Consider the following 17,904-nt stretch of genomic DNA (forward strand, 5'->3'; position numbering starts at 1 on the left):
CTATAACTAATTTTAAAGTTTTATGACAAAACCATGTCTTTATGCTGACATATCAATTGTTGTTACTAAAATATAAATCAAATTAAACCTTGGATAAAATCAATCTTAAAACGATTTACTTCAGGTTTTATATGCTAACTTTTTCAATACCAAATTATAATGCAAGTAACTGAATCGTTACCATTAAACACTATATTTAAGGCTTTAATTAATCCCATAATTAAAGCTGTAACAGAATTATAGTTAAACACTTCAAATTGCTAAATATCACTATTTCCGACCCTCTTCACTTTTAAAGTCGGTAATGGTTTTTCCATCATAACGATACAAGCCATTAGCGCCAAACCAAATATTTCCATCATTGTCTTCTAAAATCCCAAAGATCATTGGTTTATTTGTTATTTCAGTTACAACTGGCTTTTTATCAGCTAAAGACTTTCCATCATACCGTGAAAGTGCCCAACCCTGGCCATTAGCACTTTCCATACTAGTCCAAATATTGCCTTTTTTATCTTCGTAGATATAGCCAACAAACTTCTGCGTGAAATTGGTAAACATATTGCCGTTATAACGCCAAAGGCCATCGGTTCCTCCAATCCAGATATTGCCTTTTTTATCCTTGATTATCGAACGAACATTTGCAAAAGCTTTTCCATCTTTATTGGTTATTGTTGTAAATGTCTTTCCATCATAAACGGAGATATAACCTCTTGTACCAAACCAAAGTTTTCCTGTTTTGTCTTCAATGATAACATTAACATCATTATGCATCCAACTATCTTTTGGAAGTGCGTGTTGGTAAGCTGAAATATGGACAGAGTCAGTCTGTGTGGAGGAGGCAGCTTCGATCATTTTAAAATTTTGAAAAGATTTTCCATCATAGCGGCTTGCTCCGTTTTCAGTGCCAAACCAAACATTACCGGTTTTATCTTCATAAATATTCCCAATCCGGTCACTGGCAAGCCCGTCTTTGGTCGTAAAATTCCGAAACGACTTCCCATTGTAGTAATAAACCCCGGAACCAATGGTGGCGAACCAAAAATTTCCTTTTCTATCTTCTAAAACAGAAAAAAAACGGGCCGAACTTACTTTACTTGTAATATGAGTAAAAGATTTTCCATCATATTTAAAAACACCCTCTCCTGAAGTCAACCAAATGTTGCCCTTTCGATCTTGTTTGATTGCACGAACGATGCTGTTTGGTCCATGAGAGCTGGATACCTTTTTGGTTTCATTGGTATCCTGAGCGCCATTTTTTTGTTGGGCCTGTACGGGAAAATAGCATACTCCTGCCAGCATGATCATCAGGCTGTACAAAACATTTCTTTTATTTTTCATATCTTATCTAATTGATTCAGCGAAATTACCTTGATATTTTTCGGCCTGAGCAATTTGGATTGTAAATAAAAATGTAAACTTTGTAAATAAAAACCTGACACTATGCATCTTAGCCGAAATCTCCTCTCCGGAACACGCAAATACCTGCTCGGATTGATATTACTCTCGTTTATTTCTGTAGTCTGCCTGGCTTTCAGTATAGACAGTGGCGGCGACTTTGCTACTGCCAGAAGGGAAGTTTTGCTCCGCAGGATCGGACATGAGCTACTCTTTACAGTCAGGAGACAGCACTTCGAGGGTACTACCGGTAAAAAAGATCGCAGAGAATGAATATCAAATCAGGTTTGAGAATGAGCTTACTTTTCAATCTGCCTCCCTGGTGAATACTACACGGCGTTTGTTGGCGAAAGACCCGCTCGCAGATGATTACATTGTTAACGTTATTAATTCTGCCAACTCCAGTGTAACCTATGGATACGCTATATCCAAAAATAAGAAAGACGATATTGTAACCTGTATAGGGAGAAAACAACCTAAAGCGCATTACATGATCAACATTAAATTTAAACCGACGGGCATAAATACAGCAAAGAGTGGGTACCTTTTAGGGAGCCTGCCATTTTTAGCATTTGTTGGTTTTATATTTTTGAAATCGGTTAAGCCGCGAAGAACATTAACTAAAGATCAGGATAAAAATATGGTCTCTTTGGGTTCGGCGCTGTTTGATGCAAGGAACAGGAAGCTGATCATTAATGAAAAAACAACAGACTTAACTGGAACTGAATCTCGTTTATTGCTCATTTTCGCGCTGTCTCCCAATGAGACCATAGAAAGAAGCAGGCTGCAAAAAGAGATATGGGAAGATGAAGGTGTGATTGTAGGACGCAGTCTGGATATGTTCATATCAAAACTTAGAAAAAAACTGGAATTTGATCCCAGTATCAAAATTGTTGTGATACGTGGCAAAGGATATAAACTTGAAATTAGCGCTTAAGAAGAATCTCCTCGCTACGAACTGAGCAATGGTCAAAACAGCCTTTAAATAGCCTTTAACACACTTTTTTGGCAACAAAAAACCCCTCTAAGTTATCCTTAAAGGGGTTTAAAGCAGTGGGCCCACCTGGGCTAAATTTAATTACACTGTTGATTGTTAATCAGATCGTTACAAAAACTTTTGCAGTAAACTGTGTTTAACATCTAAAATTTATATCCTAAACCAACACCTATATTAACCTTTGTTAACTTAGTTTTTGATGTCGAAGGTTGTACTGTACTAAAATTTGAAGAATACACTACGCCGTTAAATTCAGCCTTTGAATCGCTGTAATCGACGTTTCCTAATAGACAAAGACTACTGTTCAAACTATGTTTTACCCCAATTCCTAACAGATATGTAAATGCCGTAGTGGATTTTTCAGCTTTATTTACATAAAAATTTTGTCCATTTACATTTGTTGTCCATGTTGCCTCAGGCTCTTTTATACTGGTTGCTCCTGCCATGCCCCTAATTGTAAAATCCGTTTTATCTGAAATTGGAATCGCATAATAAATACCAGCTAAAAATACCGTCGCGTTCCAATTCTTAATAGCTACATTCCAATTGGCACCGGTTTGGGAATCGAGTATTTTTTTTGAATCAGCTTCGCTGAAATCGTTATTGTCCAGCTTTATCATAGCTTGGAGTCCAAAATTTTTAACAAGTCTATAATCGTAATTGACTGAAATGCTATAACCAGTTTTAGCATAGCCTGCCAACTCATTATTTGCATCTTTACTTGCAAAGTCATTGATGGGAACAGTCGCGCCAACATTAACACTAAGAGTGCTATTTTTTTGTGCGTAAACAATAATTTGGGCTAAACAAAGCCACATTAAGAGCGATAATTTAATTTTCATAAAAGGATTAAGGATTTATTGTATAAGATTTAATATTTGAGTGGTAATGTTTGGATCGTCGATTTCATAAGATATAGTCAAGCGCTTTCTAGCCGTTTTATTGACGAATGTGCCTTGATCCTGCACAAAATTACGATCCGGTGGCAAATCTAATTGCTGTGATAACTGTACTGTGTAGTACGTAAAAAAGTTATGTTTTAAAACGACTGAAATTTTATACAACAAATCTGTATCGATAGACTTTTTTCCAAACACTTCTTTAATATTCTGAGGGAATTTATCGATCTGACGGGCAAATTCAGCGTTTGTGAGAGCGCTAATTTTAACCTGCTTTTGGATTATTTGACCTATATGTAACTCCATTTAGCAAATTTCTAATATTTTTTATTACTGTATATCAATTAGTTATAACTAATTACATTATTTGACCTTATTAATTTTCATTATTTAATAATATTATTTATTAGTTTTGATAATACTATTTAATTATAGTAGCATAATGAATTTAATTATTTACTAATAAAAATATACAAAATGAACTCCAAAAACACAGTTAAAGAAATCCTGAATAAGCGTGGTTTTAAAGAATTTAAACCCACAAAAGAACTTTTAGAAAAACTAGGTATAAATGCCTGGCGCTTCAAAAAGATTATCGAGAATAAATTGGAAATGACTTTATCCGAATTAGCTGACTTTGCGATTTGGTTGGATGTTCCAGTTGAAGATTTGATAATGCAAAATGCAGATGAACCGCCTTCTTTTTCCCCTCTATCGTTGGCCAACTCAAATTAATCATGAGCAAACAAACTAAAACTATTTCTAATGCTTGGGAGGCGGAAGAAATAATACTTCAAATGATGGGTCAGCAGGATGAAATTAGAACCGCTAGGGATCAGGCCAGAACAAAGGCTAAAAATGCTGTCCGAGATGTACAATACCAGTTCTACATGTGCAAAGCCACAATATTAGACAACCAGTTTGTCGAGTTAAGCCAAAAAATTGATCTGGTTGCAGAATTTTTAATCGTACCGCAATGATGACACCGGCAGAATATTTAGAAAGCCAGTCAAGGTACAGGAAACTTTCACAAAGGCAATTACAGCTTGAGGCGCAAATAAAATTCAATCAGAATGATCCAGCTGCTTTAAGCCAGTTAAGAGCCGAATACAGGCAAGTGACAACAGAACTATCGAGTATTTTAATTAACAACATTGATCAATCATCAAATGGGAACTCTAACTAAACGAGAAAAACAAATTTTAGAAGATTTTGGCAATGATCCAAACTATAGAATTGAAACGAACAGTCGCGGCCAGATCGTCGCAACTCAAATAACCGATGGAAAAAGTAGTATGCAGCGGTTCATCGATGGTGAATCTTTTACTCTTTCCTCGGATGCGATTTGCTTTGAAAACATTGTTTTCAGATTTGAAGAAAAAGACTGTGTAGTGCTTAACGAGAGCGGTGCAGATAAATTGGGGGTTTTAGCTGTTTTTGGTACGGGGTTTTTATATAAAACAGGTAACCGGCCTACAACCATAATGAGTTTTAACGATGTAAACTTTTTGGAAGATGACAAATAGAGAAAAATTTATAGCTGGTCAATCATTCTTTTTAAACCAGTTACCCGAAAATGTCTTCTGTTTTGCAGATGACCTAATGTACAATCTGAATACATCAGGACAGAAAGTTTTTCATGCCAAGATCACTAAAATAACACCCCACAGCTTCACTGTGCATTCACTTGTTTTTGGCTCTCCTACAGAAGTAAAGGTTCCGTTTAAAATGATAACATTCGGAACGATGACAAATAGGGAAATTTTTTTTGCAAGAATTCCTTTCAAAGTTTCCAAAAAAGGAGAATACTATAGGTTCGAGAATTGCCCAGTAATGGCCGGTAAAATAGTATTAAATAACGGAGAACATCACTGTACAATTTATAGAATAGGCGAAGAGAGCGTAGAAGTTTCTATGGGATGGGTTGGCGGGCTTTCTACCGCGTATTTGTCGTTCAATGACCTGATTTTCTTATGAGCGCAAACAAACCGATAGACTTTTTCCGCAATTGGAACGGGAAACTTTTTTGCGAAGCTTTCAGCACTATCCGTTTGAAAAATGATCGTTACAAAATGGGTGAACGCTATGATATTACCTTAAATGATCAGTGGTGCGGTGATGCAGAAATAGTACACATTGTAGATTTTAAGCTGAACCAGATGAAAGAATCAATGTCTTACCTGGATACCGGCTTCGGTGTGAGAGAGACCATCGAACAGCTGCTCAGCATTTATGGAAACGATGTGCTGAATGAGACTTTTACCTATATCGTTTTAAAAAGACTAACCAAAGATTACCATCTAAACCTACACCTCAATGCTTTCAAACCTAATATCGATGCTGTTGTTCAGGGATAAAAACGACTTTACTTCCTCGGCGCTGCTATGGATGTTCATCATCATCATAGCACAAAAAATAACACTAACATTTTTCAATTAACGGCAAAAAAAAAGCGGCTGCACATTGGGAGTGTGCACCGCTGGTATATTTTCCAAACAAACTAAAAAACGTCATGCAAGAAACAGGCCAAAATTTAAAGTACACCATTAAAAGCCGGATCAATAAGATGCCAGGCACTCCCCGGAGTAATTCATATAAAATCTGTGCAGAACTTGGAATAAGTTTTTCAACCCTAAACAATTGGATGAACCTGGTAATAGGTGATAAATTCAGCATCCCTGTTGAAGATTTTTACAGGATCGCTGCCCAGTTGAAATGTACACCGGATGAATTATTTACTTCAAGGGACTTAATCAACAATGGCTAAAAAAACTACAAAAGAGGCTAAAGCCGCATTTATTAAAAATTCGGCATTACCTACAGAACAAAAAGAACCGGTAGAAAAAATATTGCCGGCTGATTCATATTTTGCCGAACGTATGGCGCGCCTTGGTATCAGTGATCCTAAAAAGGAAAGCTTTGCGATACCTAAAGGCGCCAATACCTTTTGGCACCCAATTTTTACACCGAGCCCTACAGACGATGTGATTATCAACTATCCGGCTTTGGGAGGTATGCAGGAAACCTATATCGATGGTGATGAAGTTAAGCCTTTTACTCGTATCCGTTACAACCCAAACAAAAACCGTGATAACAAATACGGTCAACCTGCCGGATCGGGAACACACATCTTCTTTCCGGTTGAAATCCTGGATAAGTACGAAGGTGGTTGCGAAATCGAAACGCTGGTTTTGGTTGAGGGTGAATTTAAGGCACAGGCCGGAAGTATGCACGGCCTTGACATTGTCGGATTAGGCGGGAAAGACTTATTTACTGATGGAGATAAGGATTTACATATCGATATTTTGCGCATCATAGATAAATGCAAGGTTAAAAACCTCGTTTTGCTGTTGGATGCCGATATATTTGCGCTCAATTGGGATAAAGAAACTGAACCGGATAAAAACCTATCGAGACGTTTAAACGGTTTTTGCAATACAGTTATCAAATTTCGTGAGGTTGCCAAATCAAAGGTTAAGGACTGTTATTTCGCGCACGTTTCCGAAAGGTTCCTGCACACTACAAAAGGTCTTGACGATCTGTTTTTCGACCGTCACGGTTCCGAGCCACAGATCGTTAACGACCTGTTAAAACTTAAACTATCAAAAGCATTTTTTAGCACGATCAACCTTTCTGCCGATACTATCCCCCTGATTAAAAAGTATTTTGGCCTTATCCTGCATAAAGGTGTACCGGCTGCATTCTATGGCCGTCACATGGAAGAAATCGGCGACCAGGAATTTAATTTTTTCGGCACCAGGTATAAATATTTCCCTAATGATGGGCTAAAGCTGGTTAAGGATGCCGATAGTTTTAAATTTATCCGTGTAGGCTGCGATTACTTCAAAATCATTACAGTACCAAATACGAACAAAGAGGGCGTTTTGGATACTAAACGTGTACCGTGGAAGAAAGCAGAAATTACCCAGGATTATGTACACGAAAAAGGGTTAAAAAACTTTCTTTCCACGATTGATAAATACGATGCCTTTTGCAACGTACCCGACAATACAGGCCAATATGAACCGGTTATTTCCGGTTGTTTCAACCTTTACAGTAAACTGGATCATCTGCCGGAAGCCGGTAAATGGGAAACAATCGAGGGTTATTTAAAACACGTTTTCGGGGAAGCTAAAACGCTATCCGGCTATACCAATTATGAAATTGCTTTAGATTATCTGCAACTGATTTACCTACGCCCTCGCCAAAAGCTTCCTATAGTTGCACTGGTTAACCGGTTAAAAAATACCGGTAAATCAACATTCCTGTGGCTGCTTAAAGAGATATTCCAGGCTAATTGCACATTTATCGGTAATGAAGAATTGAAAGATCATTTAAACGATGATTGGGCTGATAAATTAATCGTTGGTATTGACGAGGGATTTATTGACAAAAAAAGCGTTTTGGAGCGGTTAAAGTCAATGAGTACTGCCAGTACGATCAAGCTTCGCGGGATGTATGCGGGCAGGCAGGAAATCCCATTTTTCGCAAAATTTGTGATGACCAGTAACGATGAAGATAACTTCGCCCCCATCGATAAGGATGAGGTACGTTTTTGGGTAAACAAAGTACCCGTAATCACAAAAGATGATCCAGACTTATTGGATAAAATGATATTGGAAATTCCTGCTTTCCTTGATTACCTGCAAAATCGCACCCTATTACACAAAAAAGAATCGAGGCACTGGTTTAATCCTGCTTATCTCGATACCGAAGCAGGAAAAGCAGTCAAAAACAGTTCACGCAGCTGGGTAGAGAAAGAAATCCGTGTAATCATGAAAGATCTTTTTTTCGAATATCGTTACCACACCCTGGCTTACACCATTACCGAATTAATGGATTTGCTTAACAGTGCTAATGCCGGCGTAAAGTTCAGGAAAGCTGACGTTGTAGAACAGCTACAGGCCAGGTTCAATATGAGCAGTAAACATGCTCGTTATAGTTTCCCTGATAAGATCGATAACAAAGAAAGTACTTTATTGGGACAAACCTTTACCATTAAGCACAGCCGTTGTTATGAATTTTTTGTTGAGGACTTTTTATCGCCGGAAGAAATGCGCAAAGAGTTCAGCCAGATTTATAAAAAACATCAAATCGATGAATACCGCGAAACACGCATTCAGGAACTGGAAACGGCTGATGTCGATGATTTACCTTTTTAACCTTTAAATAAATTATATGAAAATAATCACAAGAATGGTTGAAGCGGCCATAATTGCACAGGCAAAAGATGTTTTGGCGATCAATTCACAAAAACAAGACAGCTACAAGTAATAAGATTAAAAAGCTTAGGGGGTTTGTAACATCCCAAAAAAATACAAAAAGTGGAACTGTACTCGATTACAAATTTCCTAAAAAAAGCAAAAGGAATTATTTAAGACACAAAAGCCTTGGATCTATCCAGGGCTTTCGTTAGTTAATAGGTATCCGGCTCACGTTCGGGAGTATCAGGCAAAGTTAAAATGAGTTTTTGTTCTGCCCTATCAATCTCGAAATCACAGGTAACATCATATTCACTACTGTTATCCATATCATCGCATCCGAAATAATATCCTACAACGTAATCGAACTGAATCGATCCTTTCAAGGTTTCGCTATCAAATTCAGCTTCGTCAATCTCATAGTTATCCAGTGATGGTGCACCGCCATCGCCCAAATGGGAATCTAATAGAGCCGTTTCAATCTTTTCGGTATTTTCATTTAGATGTTGTTCTAAAAATTTTTCGATACTTAATGTACCTTCTTGCAATTGGCTTATTAGCCCTTTAGTTGAATTTATTTTAATAATCATAATAACAAAAGTACCTCACAAAGTCAGATATTTAAAGGCTACTTTTGTATTTTTAAAAAATAAATTAAATGCTCATGGAAAAAACAATCAAGGATGTATTATCTGATTTCAAAGACAGACTAACAAACCCTTTCACATCATCATTTATTCTTGCTTGGTTGGTAAATAATTACCCAATAACAATTGGATTGATTTTCTACAAGCAATCAGAATTGAAAAAGGATGGCTACGGTTCATTTATAGACCTAATTAATAAACATGCCAGCTGGTGGCATATGTTAATTTTACCAATTGCAGCGTCATTGATATATACATTCGGCTTTCCATGGTTTAAGTATCTTATTCATTGGTACCGCGGATGGATAGATGTTTTAGATACTAATAACCTTAAAACGGTACAAGGGAAGGAAATAATTTTAAAAGAAAAATATGTGGAACTCCATAACCTTTATTCTGATAAATTAAACATTGCAGCTGATTTAACTGAAGAAAAATTGAGAAATTATGATGAAATCAATAAGCAAAATGAATCGATAATTGATTTAAAGAAAGAGTTATATAACTCAAAAAAACAAATAGAACAATTTGTAATGAATAATGACCGTAAGAGTGCTTTATCCAACGCTTACTGGATTTCCGGAAAGTATGCTGTTGATTATCATTCACCGGTGCTATCAAGAGAGTCTAAATTCGGCACAGAATGGATACTTACCAGAGATTCTGTCACTATATTAGGAACATTGTACAAGTATGAAGGTTTTACGGTCAATCCTGAAAATAATAACTTAGTTTTTTTTGTGCCTGATTTAAAGGTGAATGATGGCAGCAAGATTGATCAACTATTCAGTTTTAAATTTAATGATAAAAATTTACTAACCTTAACTTCAAATTCCGCAAGCATTGGATTAACTTTAAGAAGAAACGAAGAATAAATAAAAATGCCTTGACTGATCCAGGTTTTTAACCGTTTTTTCTATGTCGGAAACTATAACTACCAACGGATCAATCTGCTGCCGTGCCGTAAAGTCCGTTGCTTTAAAAAATGCCTGCAACCATTGTAGTATTTAACCATTTGCTGAAAAAACGGTTATCAATCATAACATAAACAACTGTTTCGCTAGGTATTAGATCTAAACAAACAACTTTAGCCACCTCGCCAAAGGATGCTTTAATATTCTTTTCTGGATATTGTTAGGCTCTTTCTCATAACATCAACTTAATTGAAACGGTTTGCATCGCTTTCGTTACGCCTTTCGTAGCTGTCGGAAAAAACGCATCTAAACCGTGAAGCTGATTTTTCATCAGCTGAACACCTTATTTTTTATTTTGCAAACCGATTATTTTTTTTTCGTCGCCCCCCTCTGTTGTGATGAGAGAGGTGATATTGAAACGATTTTTTTTGTGCAACAAAATAATATTTTGTTTAAATATTTATTATTCCTCATTTATATTAAAATTCTGTTACTTTTTGTTACAGCTAGAAAAAAATAGATTTAAAGGTAAATTAAGAGGCAATATTTGTAGCAAAATGTAGCAAAATGTAAAAATTGGAAATTGTATTTTGTTACATTTTGCTACAGTGCTGAAAGGCCATTTTGTTACAAAATGTTTTAAAAAATGGTGTTTTGCTACACTTTGTTACAGAAAAAATAGGTTTAAATATCTGAAAACGCAGTTTGTAACAAAAATCAGGTTGTAGCAAAATAAAATCACAGTTCTATTTAAATCGCTTTTTCTCTTTTTTATCAGGTTTTCCCGTTTGCATAAATTTCGATGTACAAAATTTTGTTCGGTCATTTTTTTTAACAGGTTATTCAAGATCGTTTCTAACACCGTTTACATAGTATCATCTTTGTATATCAGCACTCCCAATGCTGAACCAAACATACTAAAAAACTAATGTCTTTAACCGAAAACACAGACCAAATTCCTGCTGCAACTGCTGTTGAGCAAAAAACCGATCCGTCTGCTGTACCTGTTCCGGTGCCAGCTGCTCAAACGGCGGTACCGGAAACGGTTAAACAACCCCGAAATCAGCATTTAAAAAAACCTGATGCTAAAATCTTACAGATAGGTGGCCGTTGTACGCCAGAAGAATTTGTATTTCTTAAAAACGTAATTGCGGCCAATGGCTGTACCGATATCGTCCGTTTAATGCTGTATTCAATTAAACTGCATGAAAACGATGTGTTTTCAAGCTTCAAAATAGAGTAATGACAAAGGTAAAACACAATCCAAAGGTGCCGAAACGGCTAATCAACCAGGTAAAAAAAGCAATCGCAGAAACAAAGATGGAAAACAACCAAAACCCCGAAAACAATAACCAGGAATTAATTATCCTGGAAGATCAGAACACAAAACTTATCGATGTTACCGATATGGTACCGGTAGATAAAAACGAACTTGAACAGTTAATTGCCCAGAACTTAGGGCAGAAAGAAGAAATAGGCGCTTTGGTGGGCTTGTTCTTAAATTTCATCCCTCTATTTAAGGATGGTGTTAACCCTTTATCATTGGTTTCACTTATTCCAAAACTGATAAGTGATCCAAAAATCAAAAACCAGGTTGCTGCAATATTCCCGATCATCGAAAAATATAGCTCATAATGGAAAGTGTAGATTTAGGGAATGTCCTGAGTAAAAAAGTTCAGGTAACCCCGATTACAGTATTGGATGAACCCGCTAGTAATCTAGTGATGGACGATCCTGCACCGGTCGAAATAATCGAACCCGAAGTGATAGAGGATCGCTCAGAACCTGAACACGGTTACATGCTGCCTGAACATATTGCCGAAACTATAGTTAACTGCCTGGATGGGCTACAATCATGGATCATTCCAATTGCACGTAAAAAAATGATTTTTACAGATCGTGAATTGGAGTTATTGCAAACGATGGATACTACCGGCGGTACTGTCTACCCCAAAAATAGCCCCGAAAACACGGTTATGGATAAGCTTTTGAAACATAAAGAGGTTATCAAAATCATCCCCTTTGATGAAGGCGAAAAAAGTAGGTTGGTCGCATCCACTGCTCGTTATGCAGAAACTACCGAAATGAAGGTTAGCCCATTATCGGGATTGATGCTTGCATACGGTGAAGTTTTCTTAAAAAGGGCAGCAATATTCGTAAACGACTAAACAAACAACCATGAATAAAAGATTTATTATCGGTGCAGCACTTTCTGCATTAATGTTCGGCGGAGCCGGTGCATCTGCTGCAACCAACTCTGTCGGAACTTATAAGGAAATGAAATCTGGAGCGATTGAGACCAGACAGCAAAGGCACCAACGCGTAGTGTTTCAAGGTGGCGGTCTAGACTTAATAGAACACGGAGCGCCAGGCTTATCACCAAAAGCTTACGGGATGCTAGTTGGGAATGGTGGTAGTAAACGCAGCAATAGGTTGCGATACAGCCACAATGCCAAACTAAAAAGACGGTGCAAGAATTAATTTATCAATCAATAATTGGGCTTTTGTTAGGGATAATTTTGGGTTCAATTGTCTTAGACAGGGATTAGTCATGGTTTTAGCATTAACAATTTTTGCCGTTTTCATCTTTGCCCTGATATTCTGGGATGATATTATGATCGTACATAGCACCTGGGGATTAAGAAATTTCATATACGATCACCTTTACAACCTGTATTCGGTACTTATAAAAATATTTAATTTATGAAACGATTACTTTTTGGCGCCATAGCTGGTTTTGGCGTTGCGGCTGTCTTTCTTCCCAGGATGATCCGCAATATTTTAACTGAAAACAGGCTTTTAAGTGACAATGCCCACATCGAACGCCATAAAAAAACAATCGCAACAATCACCAAAAACAAACTAACTGATGAAGACTACAGAAACCGTTATCCCCACAACACTTAAATCTTTTGGCCTGGAATGGTGTCTACAGGGTGAATTTTCCGATTTAGACGAAATGAATGCCAATAAAGCTAAATGGGTTGAAATTGGACATAAGGCTATGGTTAAGAAAACGAACAGATTGTACGTAACCAGGTTCAGGCAATAATGGAAAGGGATTTACATTATAGCGCTATCGTTGTAGGCCGCAAAGGCGTGGGAAAAAGCACCTTTCTGGCAAAAACTGCATCGCAATATCCTACAGAATCGAAGGTGCTTATTATCGATGTAAACGGATCACCGGCTTATAATAGTTTTAAAACGATAGAACCTAATCAAGTTAAACTATTCAGACGTGGACACGCAAAACTTTTGGGAACTCCGACCGATGAGACACTGGAGATAATCGCAAAAGATTTCAATGGTGGATTAATTGTTTTCGAAGATGCAACCAAATATATTTCGGGAAATGTTAGGCCTAGTATAAAGGCCTTTTTGGTTGATCACAGGATGTACCAGTGCGATCTTATATTTGCCTTTCACTCACTTAAACGTGTACCTCCTTTTTTCTGGGAGATGATCAGTTTTTGTACCTTGTTTAAAACAGCAGAGGTTTTCGACAAAACATTCAAAAACCGTATCCCCAACTATGAAAACATTAAAAAAGCTTACGATAAAGTAGCTGCATCAAAAGATATCCGGTATAATCTAACCATCGAAACATTAGTTTAATCAACATGGGTTCAGAGCCTCAATTTACTGTTAAAGCATATAGTAAAAAGGAACTGCAAGCACTTTACAATGTCACTGCAAAAACCTTTCGTGCCTGGATTGAACCTATTGTGGATTTAGGCAGCTATAAAGGCCGGAAATACACACCGGCACAAGTGGAAAAATTAGTATATCATTTAGGCAAACCATAAAAATATGCAATCTTCAAATAACTATGAAAACACCTGACAACGATCTTTTTGGCAAAACGTTTTTCACTGCAAAGCTAAAAGATTCCGATGATTGGATATGTGGGTTTTACACGCGTGATAAGGATGAAAACAGAAGTCCGGCGATAATCAACCCAGATGATGGTGCCGTACACCACATTAAACGCGAAACTCTGGAAATGTATATAGGCGGCGACAACTTCATGAAAATGTGATAAGCTACAATCTCTTAAAAAGCTCCCAAAAATCGGGGGCTTTTTTTATGACCAAAACATCCCTTTAATGCCTTTGCATTCAATTGAAAACACATAAGTTCCCGTACTGTTACCCAGGGTTTTAGGTTGGCGTAAACTTGTAATCAAATAAGCAAAAAACTCAAACCAAACACTTAAAAAATGGGACTTTCCATCGACAAAAAACAGGCCGCAACAATTGTAGTGGCAACGGTTGTAGCCGCCGTTATTATTTTTCTCCTTAACAAATGGCTGGTAAAAAAAGTAACAACCGCAAACGGTGAAACTGCCAGCTTCGTAGGCCATCCATCAGTTGGTTATATCTAGGCCAAAAACCATTCATTTCTAAAAAAAACAGACAAACTAAAAAATCACAAACACTAAAAAAATGAAAAAGAATATTTTTGGCGGTAAAGCCGCTCTTGCCTTCGCTGATCCACGTTTCGTAAACCACAACTATAAATCTGCCGAAGATTTAGAGCGTGAAGCCGGTGACCTTTCTAATTTCCACGGTGGTGGTATCGGATATGTGGGTCAAGGTGACCAGTTTCTCGATTTCGCCGGTAGCGGTGTTTCCCTGGCATCAGCTGCAAGGAATGCAAAACCGTTCATTATTACTTTCACCAATGCCAACGCGGCACCACGTGAAGTTTTGATCTGCCCTGGTCTAATCCGTAATGCTGTAGGTTTAATGGTAACAGGTGCTTTTAACGATACATCTGGCAATGCCGGTCTTTCTGCTCAATCAGGTTCACCTGGTCCTGTCGAGTTTTTCAACGCATTTATCGATAAATTCCCATCGGTGGTAAGCGGTATTAAAATCGCAACCCAGAATCTGGCACAGATGGATCAGGCACTCACGCTAGTAAAAGAATCTCCTTTCCAAAACCACTCATCGAAAGTGATCACACCAGGTATCTACGCAAGTGAAGGAAACTTTAACACAGCTATCTTAACGATCCCTGAGCCGTTTTATTTAACTAACGAACACAAAGTTAGGTACACCGTTTTAGGTAGCACAACTGTTGTTATTACCTTTATGATCGGTGTATCATTGAATATCTCTAAAGCTTTGCGTTCGAAAGTGGAGACTGCAAAAACCAATATTGAAAACGCAGGTGGTGCAGCTGTAGTTTCTAAATTTATCGGGTAGTAAATCCTAAATGGATACCGCAATAATCAAAATAGTTGCGCAGGAGCCACAGAGCGTTGCGCAACTATTTAACCTTTACGGTTACGATATGCCGGTAACACCTCGTAACCTGCAAAACCTGTTAAAACGTTACGGAACAGAACCCTTACCGATCAGTAATGCCACCGGTGATGAAAAACCAAAGAAATCCTTTGCAGAAATCATGAACATGGTAGCAAGTGGCACACAGACACTTGCAAAGGTGATTTCAGCAGTAAAGGGTAATCCAACTAACATCGTAAATGGCCAAAATGTAAGTGTTTCGGTTGATGGAAATCAAAACGGCGCTACAGAGAGGGTTTTCGGCATAGACCGCAAACTGTTTATCATACTGGCAATACTGTTATTAATTCTCGTAGGTGTTCTACTATTCCGTAAAAAACAATGACAGGCTGGGCAAAAGGGATAACAAAAATAACCAGGGTAGCCGATTTAGGCGCTACACCTGCAAGGGTAAACCGCCGTACCGGTGAAATGTTCGTAAGTGTCCGCCACATGAAAGCGATGCCAAAGGAACATAGGCTGTTTGTAATGCTGCACGAAAAAGCACATGTAGAGCTGCAAACTACCGACGAAGTAACTGCTGATGCAAAAGCTTTCAAAGAATACGCCGATCTGGGCTATTCCTTGAATCAATCGGTAAAGGTATTGACCAGTGTACTTAACGAGGAAAACCCCGAACACCACTGGCGCATGTATCTACAGCTACAGCGGGCGAAAGCTTACGATTACGGCCATTACGGCAACAAGAAAATTTATAAAAATGGGTAACACATCTTTATTGAGCAAGAAAAAAAGAGAGGCCAAAAATCAATACGGCCTATCTAATACACCATTCGGAAAGGTAATGTCACCAGAGGAAGCGCAAGCAACGTTTGCAGCGAATCTGCCGACTTCTGCCGAGATCATTGCAAATGGCCCATTGTACAACCCGATGAACCTTCCCGAAGCGGAAGTAAAAAAAATGAACGCTTTGGGCGTTACAGCTGTCGGCGCGACAAACATCATCACAGCGAGTGAAGATGACGACGACGAAAACGGAGATACAAACGCGTTTTACTACGATGACAATAATATTTTTTCGTTCACAGGCGATAAAAATCGTGGTAAAAAACCAAGCGCCGACCTATCAAAGCTACCGGCAACAAAAATGAGGGTAGCAAAACCAAATGTTAAAGTTTTGTCTGATAAGGATGGTAACGATTTCGAATATTTGGGGCAATGGAACGGCGATCTTTCGTTTTTGGATGAAGTTGTCAAAAATATTGCGCCACCTCCGGCGGGATCATTTCTTTATCGCAAACCGAGCGGCGCAAGATTGGCCGACAAAATCAAAATGGATTATTACATCGGCCTCGATCCTGACAAATCCGATTTCTTTATTGGCCTGCAAGGAAATCAAATGTTTAAGCCGATAGGACATAAGTTTGTGAATGAACCCGAAATAAGCAATTTTTCATTCGGCAACGCTGGTATTCTGGGTAATAATACAATTGCTCCAATGGGGCAAACATTCGGTTTCACTCCATACAATGGTAAGCAGACTCCTTATAAGGTAAGTTCTATGAATACCAATTTCGGGAATCTATCCTATTCAAACAATATCAAACCGGTTGGTTTAGGTGCATTTTATAATCCTGTGGCTATCGGGAATCCGTTAAGCTTCAATGCTGCTGGAAAGCCCAAAACGAGTGATCCGACGGAGGAGACCAGTAACGGTACACCAGGCACAGGTTTTGAAAAGGTTGCCAACGGTATCGCCGCTATTGCTACTGCCGGTGCAGCTGTTATAAATGCGGTAAAAAGCAATAGGCAGCCAAACCTTTCTGTAGGAGCAAGTAACGGCGATTTAGCTGGTTACATTGCATCACAAAATGCAGGTGGTGGCTTTGGATCAGGTGGTTTTGGCGGATTGGGTACCGGTGGTTTTGGCGAAACTGAATATGGTAGCGATGGTGAATCTTACCAGACACTGCCTAACGGACAAAAAGTTTTAATCACCTCTAACGGATCGAAATCTAATACACTCCTTTACATCATTGCGGCAATCGCGGTAGCTGGATTAATCTTTTACTACATCAAACAAAAAAAGAAACCATGACAGCGCCAAAATTAACCGATCTGAACAAGTTTATACTTCCGGTGATCCTTTTAGGTGTTGTGGTTTATTTCATCTGGAAAAACGGCAAAAAAGCAGGGTTAACCATTATTCCAGATGTTCCGTACATCGATGATCAGGGGGTAATGACAAAAAACTTCAATCCGAATACACTGGCTGAAGAACTGTTTGATGTCATGGACGGTCTATTCACATTAAGCGGAACTAAAGACGCAACATTTAGAAAGCTTTACGAATTACCTACCGACAATATGGTTATCGCCGTTTACAATGCCTTTAACACAAAATATGGCTCGAAAGGCAGTGGATCATTAACCAAATGGATTAGCGACGAAGCATACTACAACTATGGCCTCGGATATAAAGACAAAGCTATTAAACGCCTCAAAAGTTTAAGATTACAATAATTAAGAACCTTTTAACAAAAAATCAAAATGTCAAACAACACAAAATACCTGATCATTGCTGCTGTAGTAATTGCAG

At 38.1% G+C, this 17,904-nt stretch carries 28 protein-coding genes; 24 read left to right on the top strand and 4 right to left on the bottom strand.

What is annotated here, in order from left to right:
- Nucleotides 1–270 precede the first annotated feature (270 nt).
- Complete coding sequence (locus tag U859_RS0107095) at nucleotides 271–1,338, bottom strand: two-component regulator propeller domain-containing protein (RefSeq protein ID WP_025142721.1); 1,068 nt, start codon at nucleotides 1,336–1,338, stop codon at nucleotides 271–273.
- A 102-nt stretch (nucleotides 1,339–1,440) separates the two neighbouring features.
- Here U859_RS0107095 and U859_RS32355 point away from each other — a divergent pair, with 102 nt between their 5' ends.
- Together U859_RS32355 and U859_RS32360 are read left to right on the top strand one after the other, a co-directional pair.
- The gene (locus U859_RS32355; RefSeq protein WP_240183026.1) at nucleotides 1,441–1,668 is read left to right on the top strand and encodes a hypothetical protein; all 228 of its coding nucleotides are present in this window, start codon (nucleotides 1,441–1,443) and stop codon (nucleotides 1,666–1,668) included.
- 217 nt (nucleotides 1,669–1,885) lie between these two features.
- Nucleotides 1,886–2,332 carry a winged helix-turn-helix domain-containing protein gene (locus U859_RS32360; RefSeq protein ID WP_240183027.1) on the top strand — a complete coding sequence of 149 codons (447 nt, stop codon included), beginning with the start codon at nucleotides 1,886–1,888 and terminating at the stop codon, nucleotides 2,330–2,332.
- A gap of 203 nt (nucleotides 2,333–2,535) precedes the next feature.
- On the opposite strand, the gene U859_RS0107110 is transcribed toward U859_RS32360, so the two are convergent.
- Together U859_RS0107110 and U859_RS0107115 are read right to left on the bottom strand one after the other, a co-directional pair.
- Nucleotides 2,536–3,234, bottom strand: coding sequence for an outer membrane beta-barrel protein (locus U859_RS0107110; RefSeq protein WP_084153038.1), 699 nt, complete (start codon nucleotides 3,232–3,234; stop codon nucleotides 2,536–2,538).
- Between the two features lie 15 nt (nucleotides 3,235–3,249).
- Entirely contained in the window at nucleotides 3,250–3,597 is a 348-nt protein-coding gene (locus U859_RS0107115; protein WP_025142723.1) for a hypothetical protein, read from the bottom strand.
- 171 nt (nucleotides 3,598–3,768) lie between these two features.
- Here U859_RS0107115 and U859_RS0107120 point away from each other — a divergent pair, with 171 nt between their 5' ends.
- From U859_RS0107120 to U859_RS30960, 7 genes are all read left to right on the top strand, one after another.
- Nucleotides 3,769–4,026 (top strand): hypothetical protein, encoded by a 258-nt coding sequence (locus tag U859_RS0107120; RefSeq protein WP_025142724.1) that lies wholly within the window; start codon nucleotides 3,769–3,771, stop codon nucleotides 4,024–4,026.
- Nucleotides 4,027–4,028: 2 nt separating this feature from the next.
- Nucleotides 4,029–4,271, top strand: a complete 243-nt coding sequence (locus tag U859_RS0107125; protein WP_025142725.1) for a hypothetical protein — start codon at nucleotides 4,029–4,031, stop codon at nucleotides 4,269–4,271.
- A 174-nt stretch (nucleotides 4,272–4,445) separates the two neighbouring features.
- Nucleotides 4,446–4,817, top strand: coding sequence for a hypothetical protein (locus U859_RS0107135; RefSeq protein ID WP_162799889.1), 372 nt, complete (start codon nucleotides 4,446–4,448; stop codon nucleotides 4,815–4,817).
- Nucleotides 4,807–5,268, top strand: a complete 462-nt coding sequence (locus U859_RS0107140) for a hypothetical protein (RefSeq protein WP_025142728.1) — start codon at nucleotides 4,807–4,809, stop codon at nucleotides 5,266–5,268. The genes U859_RS0107135 and U859_RS0107140 overlap by 11 nt, the downstream gene beginning before the upstream one ends.
- Complete coding sequence (locus U859_RS0107145) at nucleotides 5,265–5,648, top strand: hypothetical protein (protein WP_025142729.1); 384 nt, start codon at nucleotides 5,265–5,267, stop codon at nucleotides 5,646–5,648. Before U859_RS0107140 ends, U859_RS0107145 begins: the two co-directional genes overlap by 4 nt.
- A 155-nt stretch (nucleotides 5,649–5,803) precedes the next feature.
- Nucleotides 5,804–6,058 carry a helix-turn-helix domain-containing protein gene (locus tag U859_RS0107150; protein ID WP_025142730.1) on the top strand — a complete coding sequence of 85 codons (255 nt, stop codon included), beginning with the start codon at nucleotides 5,804–5,806 and terminating at the stop codon, nucleotides 6,056–6,058.
- Nucleotides 6,051–8,453, top strand: a complete 2,403-nt coding sequence (locus U859_RS30960; RefSeq protein ID WP_025142731.1) for a primase-helicase family protein — start codon at nucleotides 6,051–6,053, stop codon at nucleotides 8,451–8,453. The genes U859_RS0107150 and U859_RS30960 overlap by 8 nt, the downstream gene beginning before the upstream one ends.
- Before the next feature lie 254 nt (nucleotides 8,454–8,707).
- Here the strand turns inward: U859_RS30960 and U859_RS0107165 are convergent, their stop codons facing one another.
- The gene (locus U859_RS0107165) at nucleotides 8,708–9,040 is read right to left on the bottom strand and encodes a hypothetical protein (protein WP_162799890.1); all 333 of its coding nucleotides are present in this window, start codon (nucleotides 9,038–9,040) and stop codon (nucleotides 8,708–8,710) included.
- Between the two features lie 116 nt (nucleotides 9,041–9,156).
- Here U859_RS0107165 and U859_RS0107170 point away from each other — a divergent pair, with 116 nt between their 5' ends.
- The 15 genes from U859_RS0107170 to U859_RS0107250 all read left to right on the top strand — a co-directional run bounded on the left by U859_RS0107170 (nucleotide 9,157) and on the right by U859_RS0107250 (nucleotide 17,828).
- Nucleotides 9,157–10,014 carry a hypothetical protein gene (locus U859_RS0107170; RefSeq protein WP_162799891.1) on the top strand — a complete coding sequence of 286 codons (858 nt, stop codon included), beginning with the start codon at nucleotides 9,157–9,159 and terminating at the stop codon, nucleotides 10,012–10,014.
- A gap of 967 nt (nucleotides 10,015–10,981) precedes the next feature.
- Complete coding sequence (locus U859_RS0107180; protein ID WP_025142734.1) at nucleotides 10,982–11,296, top strand: hypothetical protein; 315 nt, start codon at nucleotides 10,982–10,984, stop codon at nucleotides 11,294–11,296.
- Complete coding sequence (locus U859_RS0107185; RefSeq protein WP_025142735.1) at nucleotides 11,296–11,688, top strand: hypothetical protein; 393 nt, start codon at nucleotides 11,296–11,298, stop codon at nucleotides 11,686–11,688. Before U859_RS0107180 ends, U859_RS0107185 begins: the two co-directional genes overlap by 1 nt.
- On the top strand, nucleotides 11,688–12,221 hold the full coding sequence (locus U859_RS0107190; protein WP_025142736.1) for a hypothetical protein: 534 nt from the start codon (nucleotides 11,688–11,690) through the stop codon (nucleotides 12,219–12,221). The genes U859_RS0107185 and U859_RS0107190 overlap by 1 nt, the downstream gene beginning before the upstream one ends.
- Before the next feature lie 10 nt (nucleotides 12,222–12,231).
- Complete coding sequence (locus U859_RS0107195; RefSeq protein WP_025142737.1) at nucleotides 12,232–12,534, top strand: hypothetical protein; 303 nt, start codon at nucleotides 12,232–12,234, stop codon at nucleotides 12,532–12,534.
- Nucleotides 12,535–12,756: 222 nt separating this feature from the next.
- Complete coding sequence (locus U859_RS0107205; RefSeq protein ID WP_025142738.1) at nucleotides 12,757–12,960, top strand: hypothetical protein; 204 nt, start codon at nucleotides 12,757–12,759, stop codon at nucleotides 12,958–12,960.
- A 144-nt stretch (nucleotides 12,961–13,104) separates the two neighbouring features.
- The gene (locus tag U859_RS0107210; protein ID WP_025142739.1) at nucleotides 13,105–13,668 is read left to right on the top strand and encodes an ATP-binding protein; all 564 of its coding nucleotides are present in this window, start codon (nucleotides 13,105–13,107) and stop codon (nucleotides 13,666–13,668) included.
- 5 nt (nucleotides 13,669–13,673) lie between these two features.
- Nucleotides 13,674–13,859 carry a hypothetical protein gene (locus tag U859_RS0107215; protein WP_025142740.1) on the top strand — a complete coding sequence of 62 codons (186 nt, stop codon included), beginning with the start codon at nucleotides 13,674–13,676 and terminating at the stop codon, nucleotides 13,857–13,859.
- A gap of 23 nt (nucleotides 13,860–13,882) precedes the next feature.
- Entirely contained in the window at nucleotides 13,883–14,092 is a 210-nt protein-coding gene (locus tag U859_RS0107220) for a hypothetical protein (RefSeq protein ID WP_025142741.1), read from the top strand.
- A gap of 180 nt (nucleotides 14,093–14,272) precedes the next feature.
- Nucleotides 14,273–14,437, top strand: a complete 165-nt coding sequence (locus tag U859_RS31950) for a hypothetical protein (protein ID WP_162799892.1) — start codon at nucleotides 14,273–14,275, stop codon at nucleotides 14,435–14,437.
- Nucleotides 14,438–14,498: 61 nt separating this feature from the next.
- Complete coding sequence (locus tag U859_RS0107230; protein ID WP_025142742.1) at nucleotides 14,499–15,263, top strand: hypothetical protein; 765 nt, start codon at nucleotides 14,499–14,501, stop codon at nucleotides 15,261–15,263.
- A gap of 10 nt (nucleotides 15,264–15,273) precedes the next feature.
- Entirely contained in the window at nucleotides 15,274–15,690 is a 417-nt protein-coding gene (locus tag U859_RS0107235; protein WP_025142743.1) for a hypothetical protein, read from the top strand.
- The gene (locus U859_RS0107240) at nucleotides 15,687–16,073 is read left to right on the top strand and encodes a hypothetical protein (RefSeq protein ID WP_025142744.1); all 387 of its coding nucleotides are present in this window, start codon (nucleotides 15,687–15,689) and stop codon (nucleotides 16,071–16,073) included. The genes U859_RS0107235 and U859_RS0107240 overlap by 4 nt, the downstream gene beginning before the upstream one ends.
- Nucleotides 16,066–17,403, top strand: a complete 1,338-nt coding sequence (locus tag U859_RS0107245) for a hypothetical protein (protein WP_025142745.1) — start codon at nucleotides 16,066–16,068, stop codon at nucleotides 17,401–17,403. Before U859_RS0107240 ends, U859_RS0107245 begins: the two co-directional genes overlap by 8 nt.
- Nucleotides 17,400–17,828, top strand: coding sequence for a hypothetical protein (locus U859_RS0107250; RefSeq protein ID WP_025142746.1), 429 nt, complete (start codon nucleotides 17,400–17,402; stop codon nucleotides 17,826–17,828). The genes U859_RS0107245 and U859_RS0107250 overlap by 4 nt, the downstream gene beginning before the upstream one ends.
- Nucleotides 17,829–17,904: the final 76 nt, after the last annotated feature.

Origin of the sequence: Pedobacter jeongneungensis (assembly GCF_000633455.1) — a bacterium.
Taxonomy (GTDB): Bacteria; Bacteroidota; Bacteroidia; order Sphingobacteriales; family Sphingobacteriaceae; genus Pedobacter; species Pedobacter jeongneungensis_A.

Coding starts and splice junctions, on each gene's coding strand:
- U859_RS30960 (WP_025142731.1), top strand. CDS start 6,051: ATGGCTAAAAAAACTACAAAAGAGGCTAAAGCCGCATTTATTAAAAAT.
- U859_RS31950 (WP_162799892.1), top strand. CDS start 14,273: ATGGGACTTTCCATCGACAAAAAACAGGCCGCAACAATTGTAGTGGCA.
- U859_RS0107195 (WP_025142737.1), top strand. CDS start 12,232: ATGAATAAAAGATTTATTATCGGTGCAGCACTTTCTGCATTAATGTTC.
- U859_RS0107140 (WP_025142728.1), top strand. CDS start 4,807: ATGACAAATAGAGAAAAATTTATAGCTGGTCAATCATTCTTTTTAAAC.
- U859_RS0107205 (WP_025142738.1), top strand. CDS start 12,757: ATGAAACGATTACTTTTTGGCGCCATAGCTGGTTTTGGCGTTGCGGCT.
- U859_RS0107245 (WP_025142745.1), top strand. CDS start 16,066: ATGGGTAACACATCTTTATTGAGCAAGAAAAAAAGAGAGGCCAAAAAT.
- U859_RS0107210 (WP_025142739.1), top strand. CDS start 13,105: ATGGAAAGGGATTTACATTATAGCGCTATCGTTGTAGGCCGCAAAGGC.
- U859_RS0107235 (WP_025142743.1), top strand. CDS start 15,274: ATGGATACCGCAATAATCAAAATAGTTGCGCAGGAGCCACAGAGCGTT.
- U859_RS0107215 (WP_025142740.1), top strand. CDS start 13,674: ATGGGTTCAGAGCCTCAATTTACTGTTAAAGCATATAGTAAAAAGGAA.
- U859_RS0107170 (WP_162799891.1), top strand. CDS start 9,157: ATGGAAAAAACAATCAAGGATGTATTATCTGATTTCAAAGACAGACTA.
- U859_RS0107145 (WP_025142729.1), top strand. CDS start 5,265: ATGAGCGCAAACAAACCGATAGACTTTTTCCGCAATTGGAACGGGAAA.
- U859_RS0107240 (WP_025142744.1), top strand. CDS start 15,687: ATGACAGGCTGGGCAAAAGGGATAACAAAAATAACCAGGGTAGCCGAT.
- U859_RS0107095 (WP_025142721.1), bottom strand. CDS start 1,338: ATGAAAAATAAAAGAAATGTTTTGTACAGCCTGATGATCATGCTGGCA.
- U859_RS0107230 (WP_025142742.1), top strand. CDS start 14,499: ATGAAAAAGAATATTTTTGGCGGTAAAGCCGCTCTTGCCTTCGCTGAT.
- U859_RS0107185 (WP_025142735.1), top strand. CDS start 11,296: ATGACAAAGGTAAAACACAATCCAAAGGTGCCGAAACGGCTAATCAAC.
- U859_RS32355 (WP_240183026.1), top strand. CDS start 1,441: ATGCATCTTAGCCGAAATCTCCTCTCCGGAACACGCAAATACCTGCTC.
- U859_RS0107250 (WP_025142746.1), top strand. CDS start 17,400: ATGACAGCGCCAAAATTAACCGATCTGAACAAGTTTATACTTCCGGTG.
- U859_RS0107125 (WP_025142725.1), top strand. CDS start 4,029: ATGAGCAAACAAACTAAAACTATTTCTAATGCTTGGGAGGCGGAAGAA.
- U859_RS0107150 (WP_025142730.1), top strand. CDS start 5,804: ATGCAAGAAACAGGCCAAAATTTAAAGTACACCATTAAAAGCCGGATC.
- U859_RS0107110 (WP_084153038.1), bottom strand. CDS start 3,234: ATGAAAATTAAATTATCGCTCTTAATGTGGCTTTGTTTAGCCCAAATT.
- U859_RS0107220 (WP_025142741.1), top strand. CDS start 13,883: ATGAAAACACCTGACAACGATCTTTTTGGCAAAACGTTTTTCACTGCA.
- U859_RS0107120 (WP_025142724.1), top strand. CDS start 3,769: ATGAACTCCAAAAACACAGTTAAAGAAATCCTGAATAAGCGTGGTTTT.
- U859_RS0107190 (WP_025142736.1), top strand. CDS start 11,688: ATGGAAAGTGTAGATTTAGGGAATGTCCTGAGTAAAAAAGTTCAGGTA.
- U859_RS32360 (WP_240183027.1), top strand. CDS start 1,886: ATGATCAACATTAAATTTAAACCGACGGGCATAAATACAGCAAAGAGT.
- U859_RS0107180 (WP_025142734.1), top strand. CDS start 10,982: ATGTCTTTAACCGAAAACACAGACCAAATTCCTGCTGCAACTGCTGTT.
- U859_RS0107115 (WP_025142723.1), bottom strand. CDS start 3,597: ATGGAGTTACATATAGGTCAAATAATCCAAAAGCAGGTTAAAATTAGC.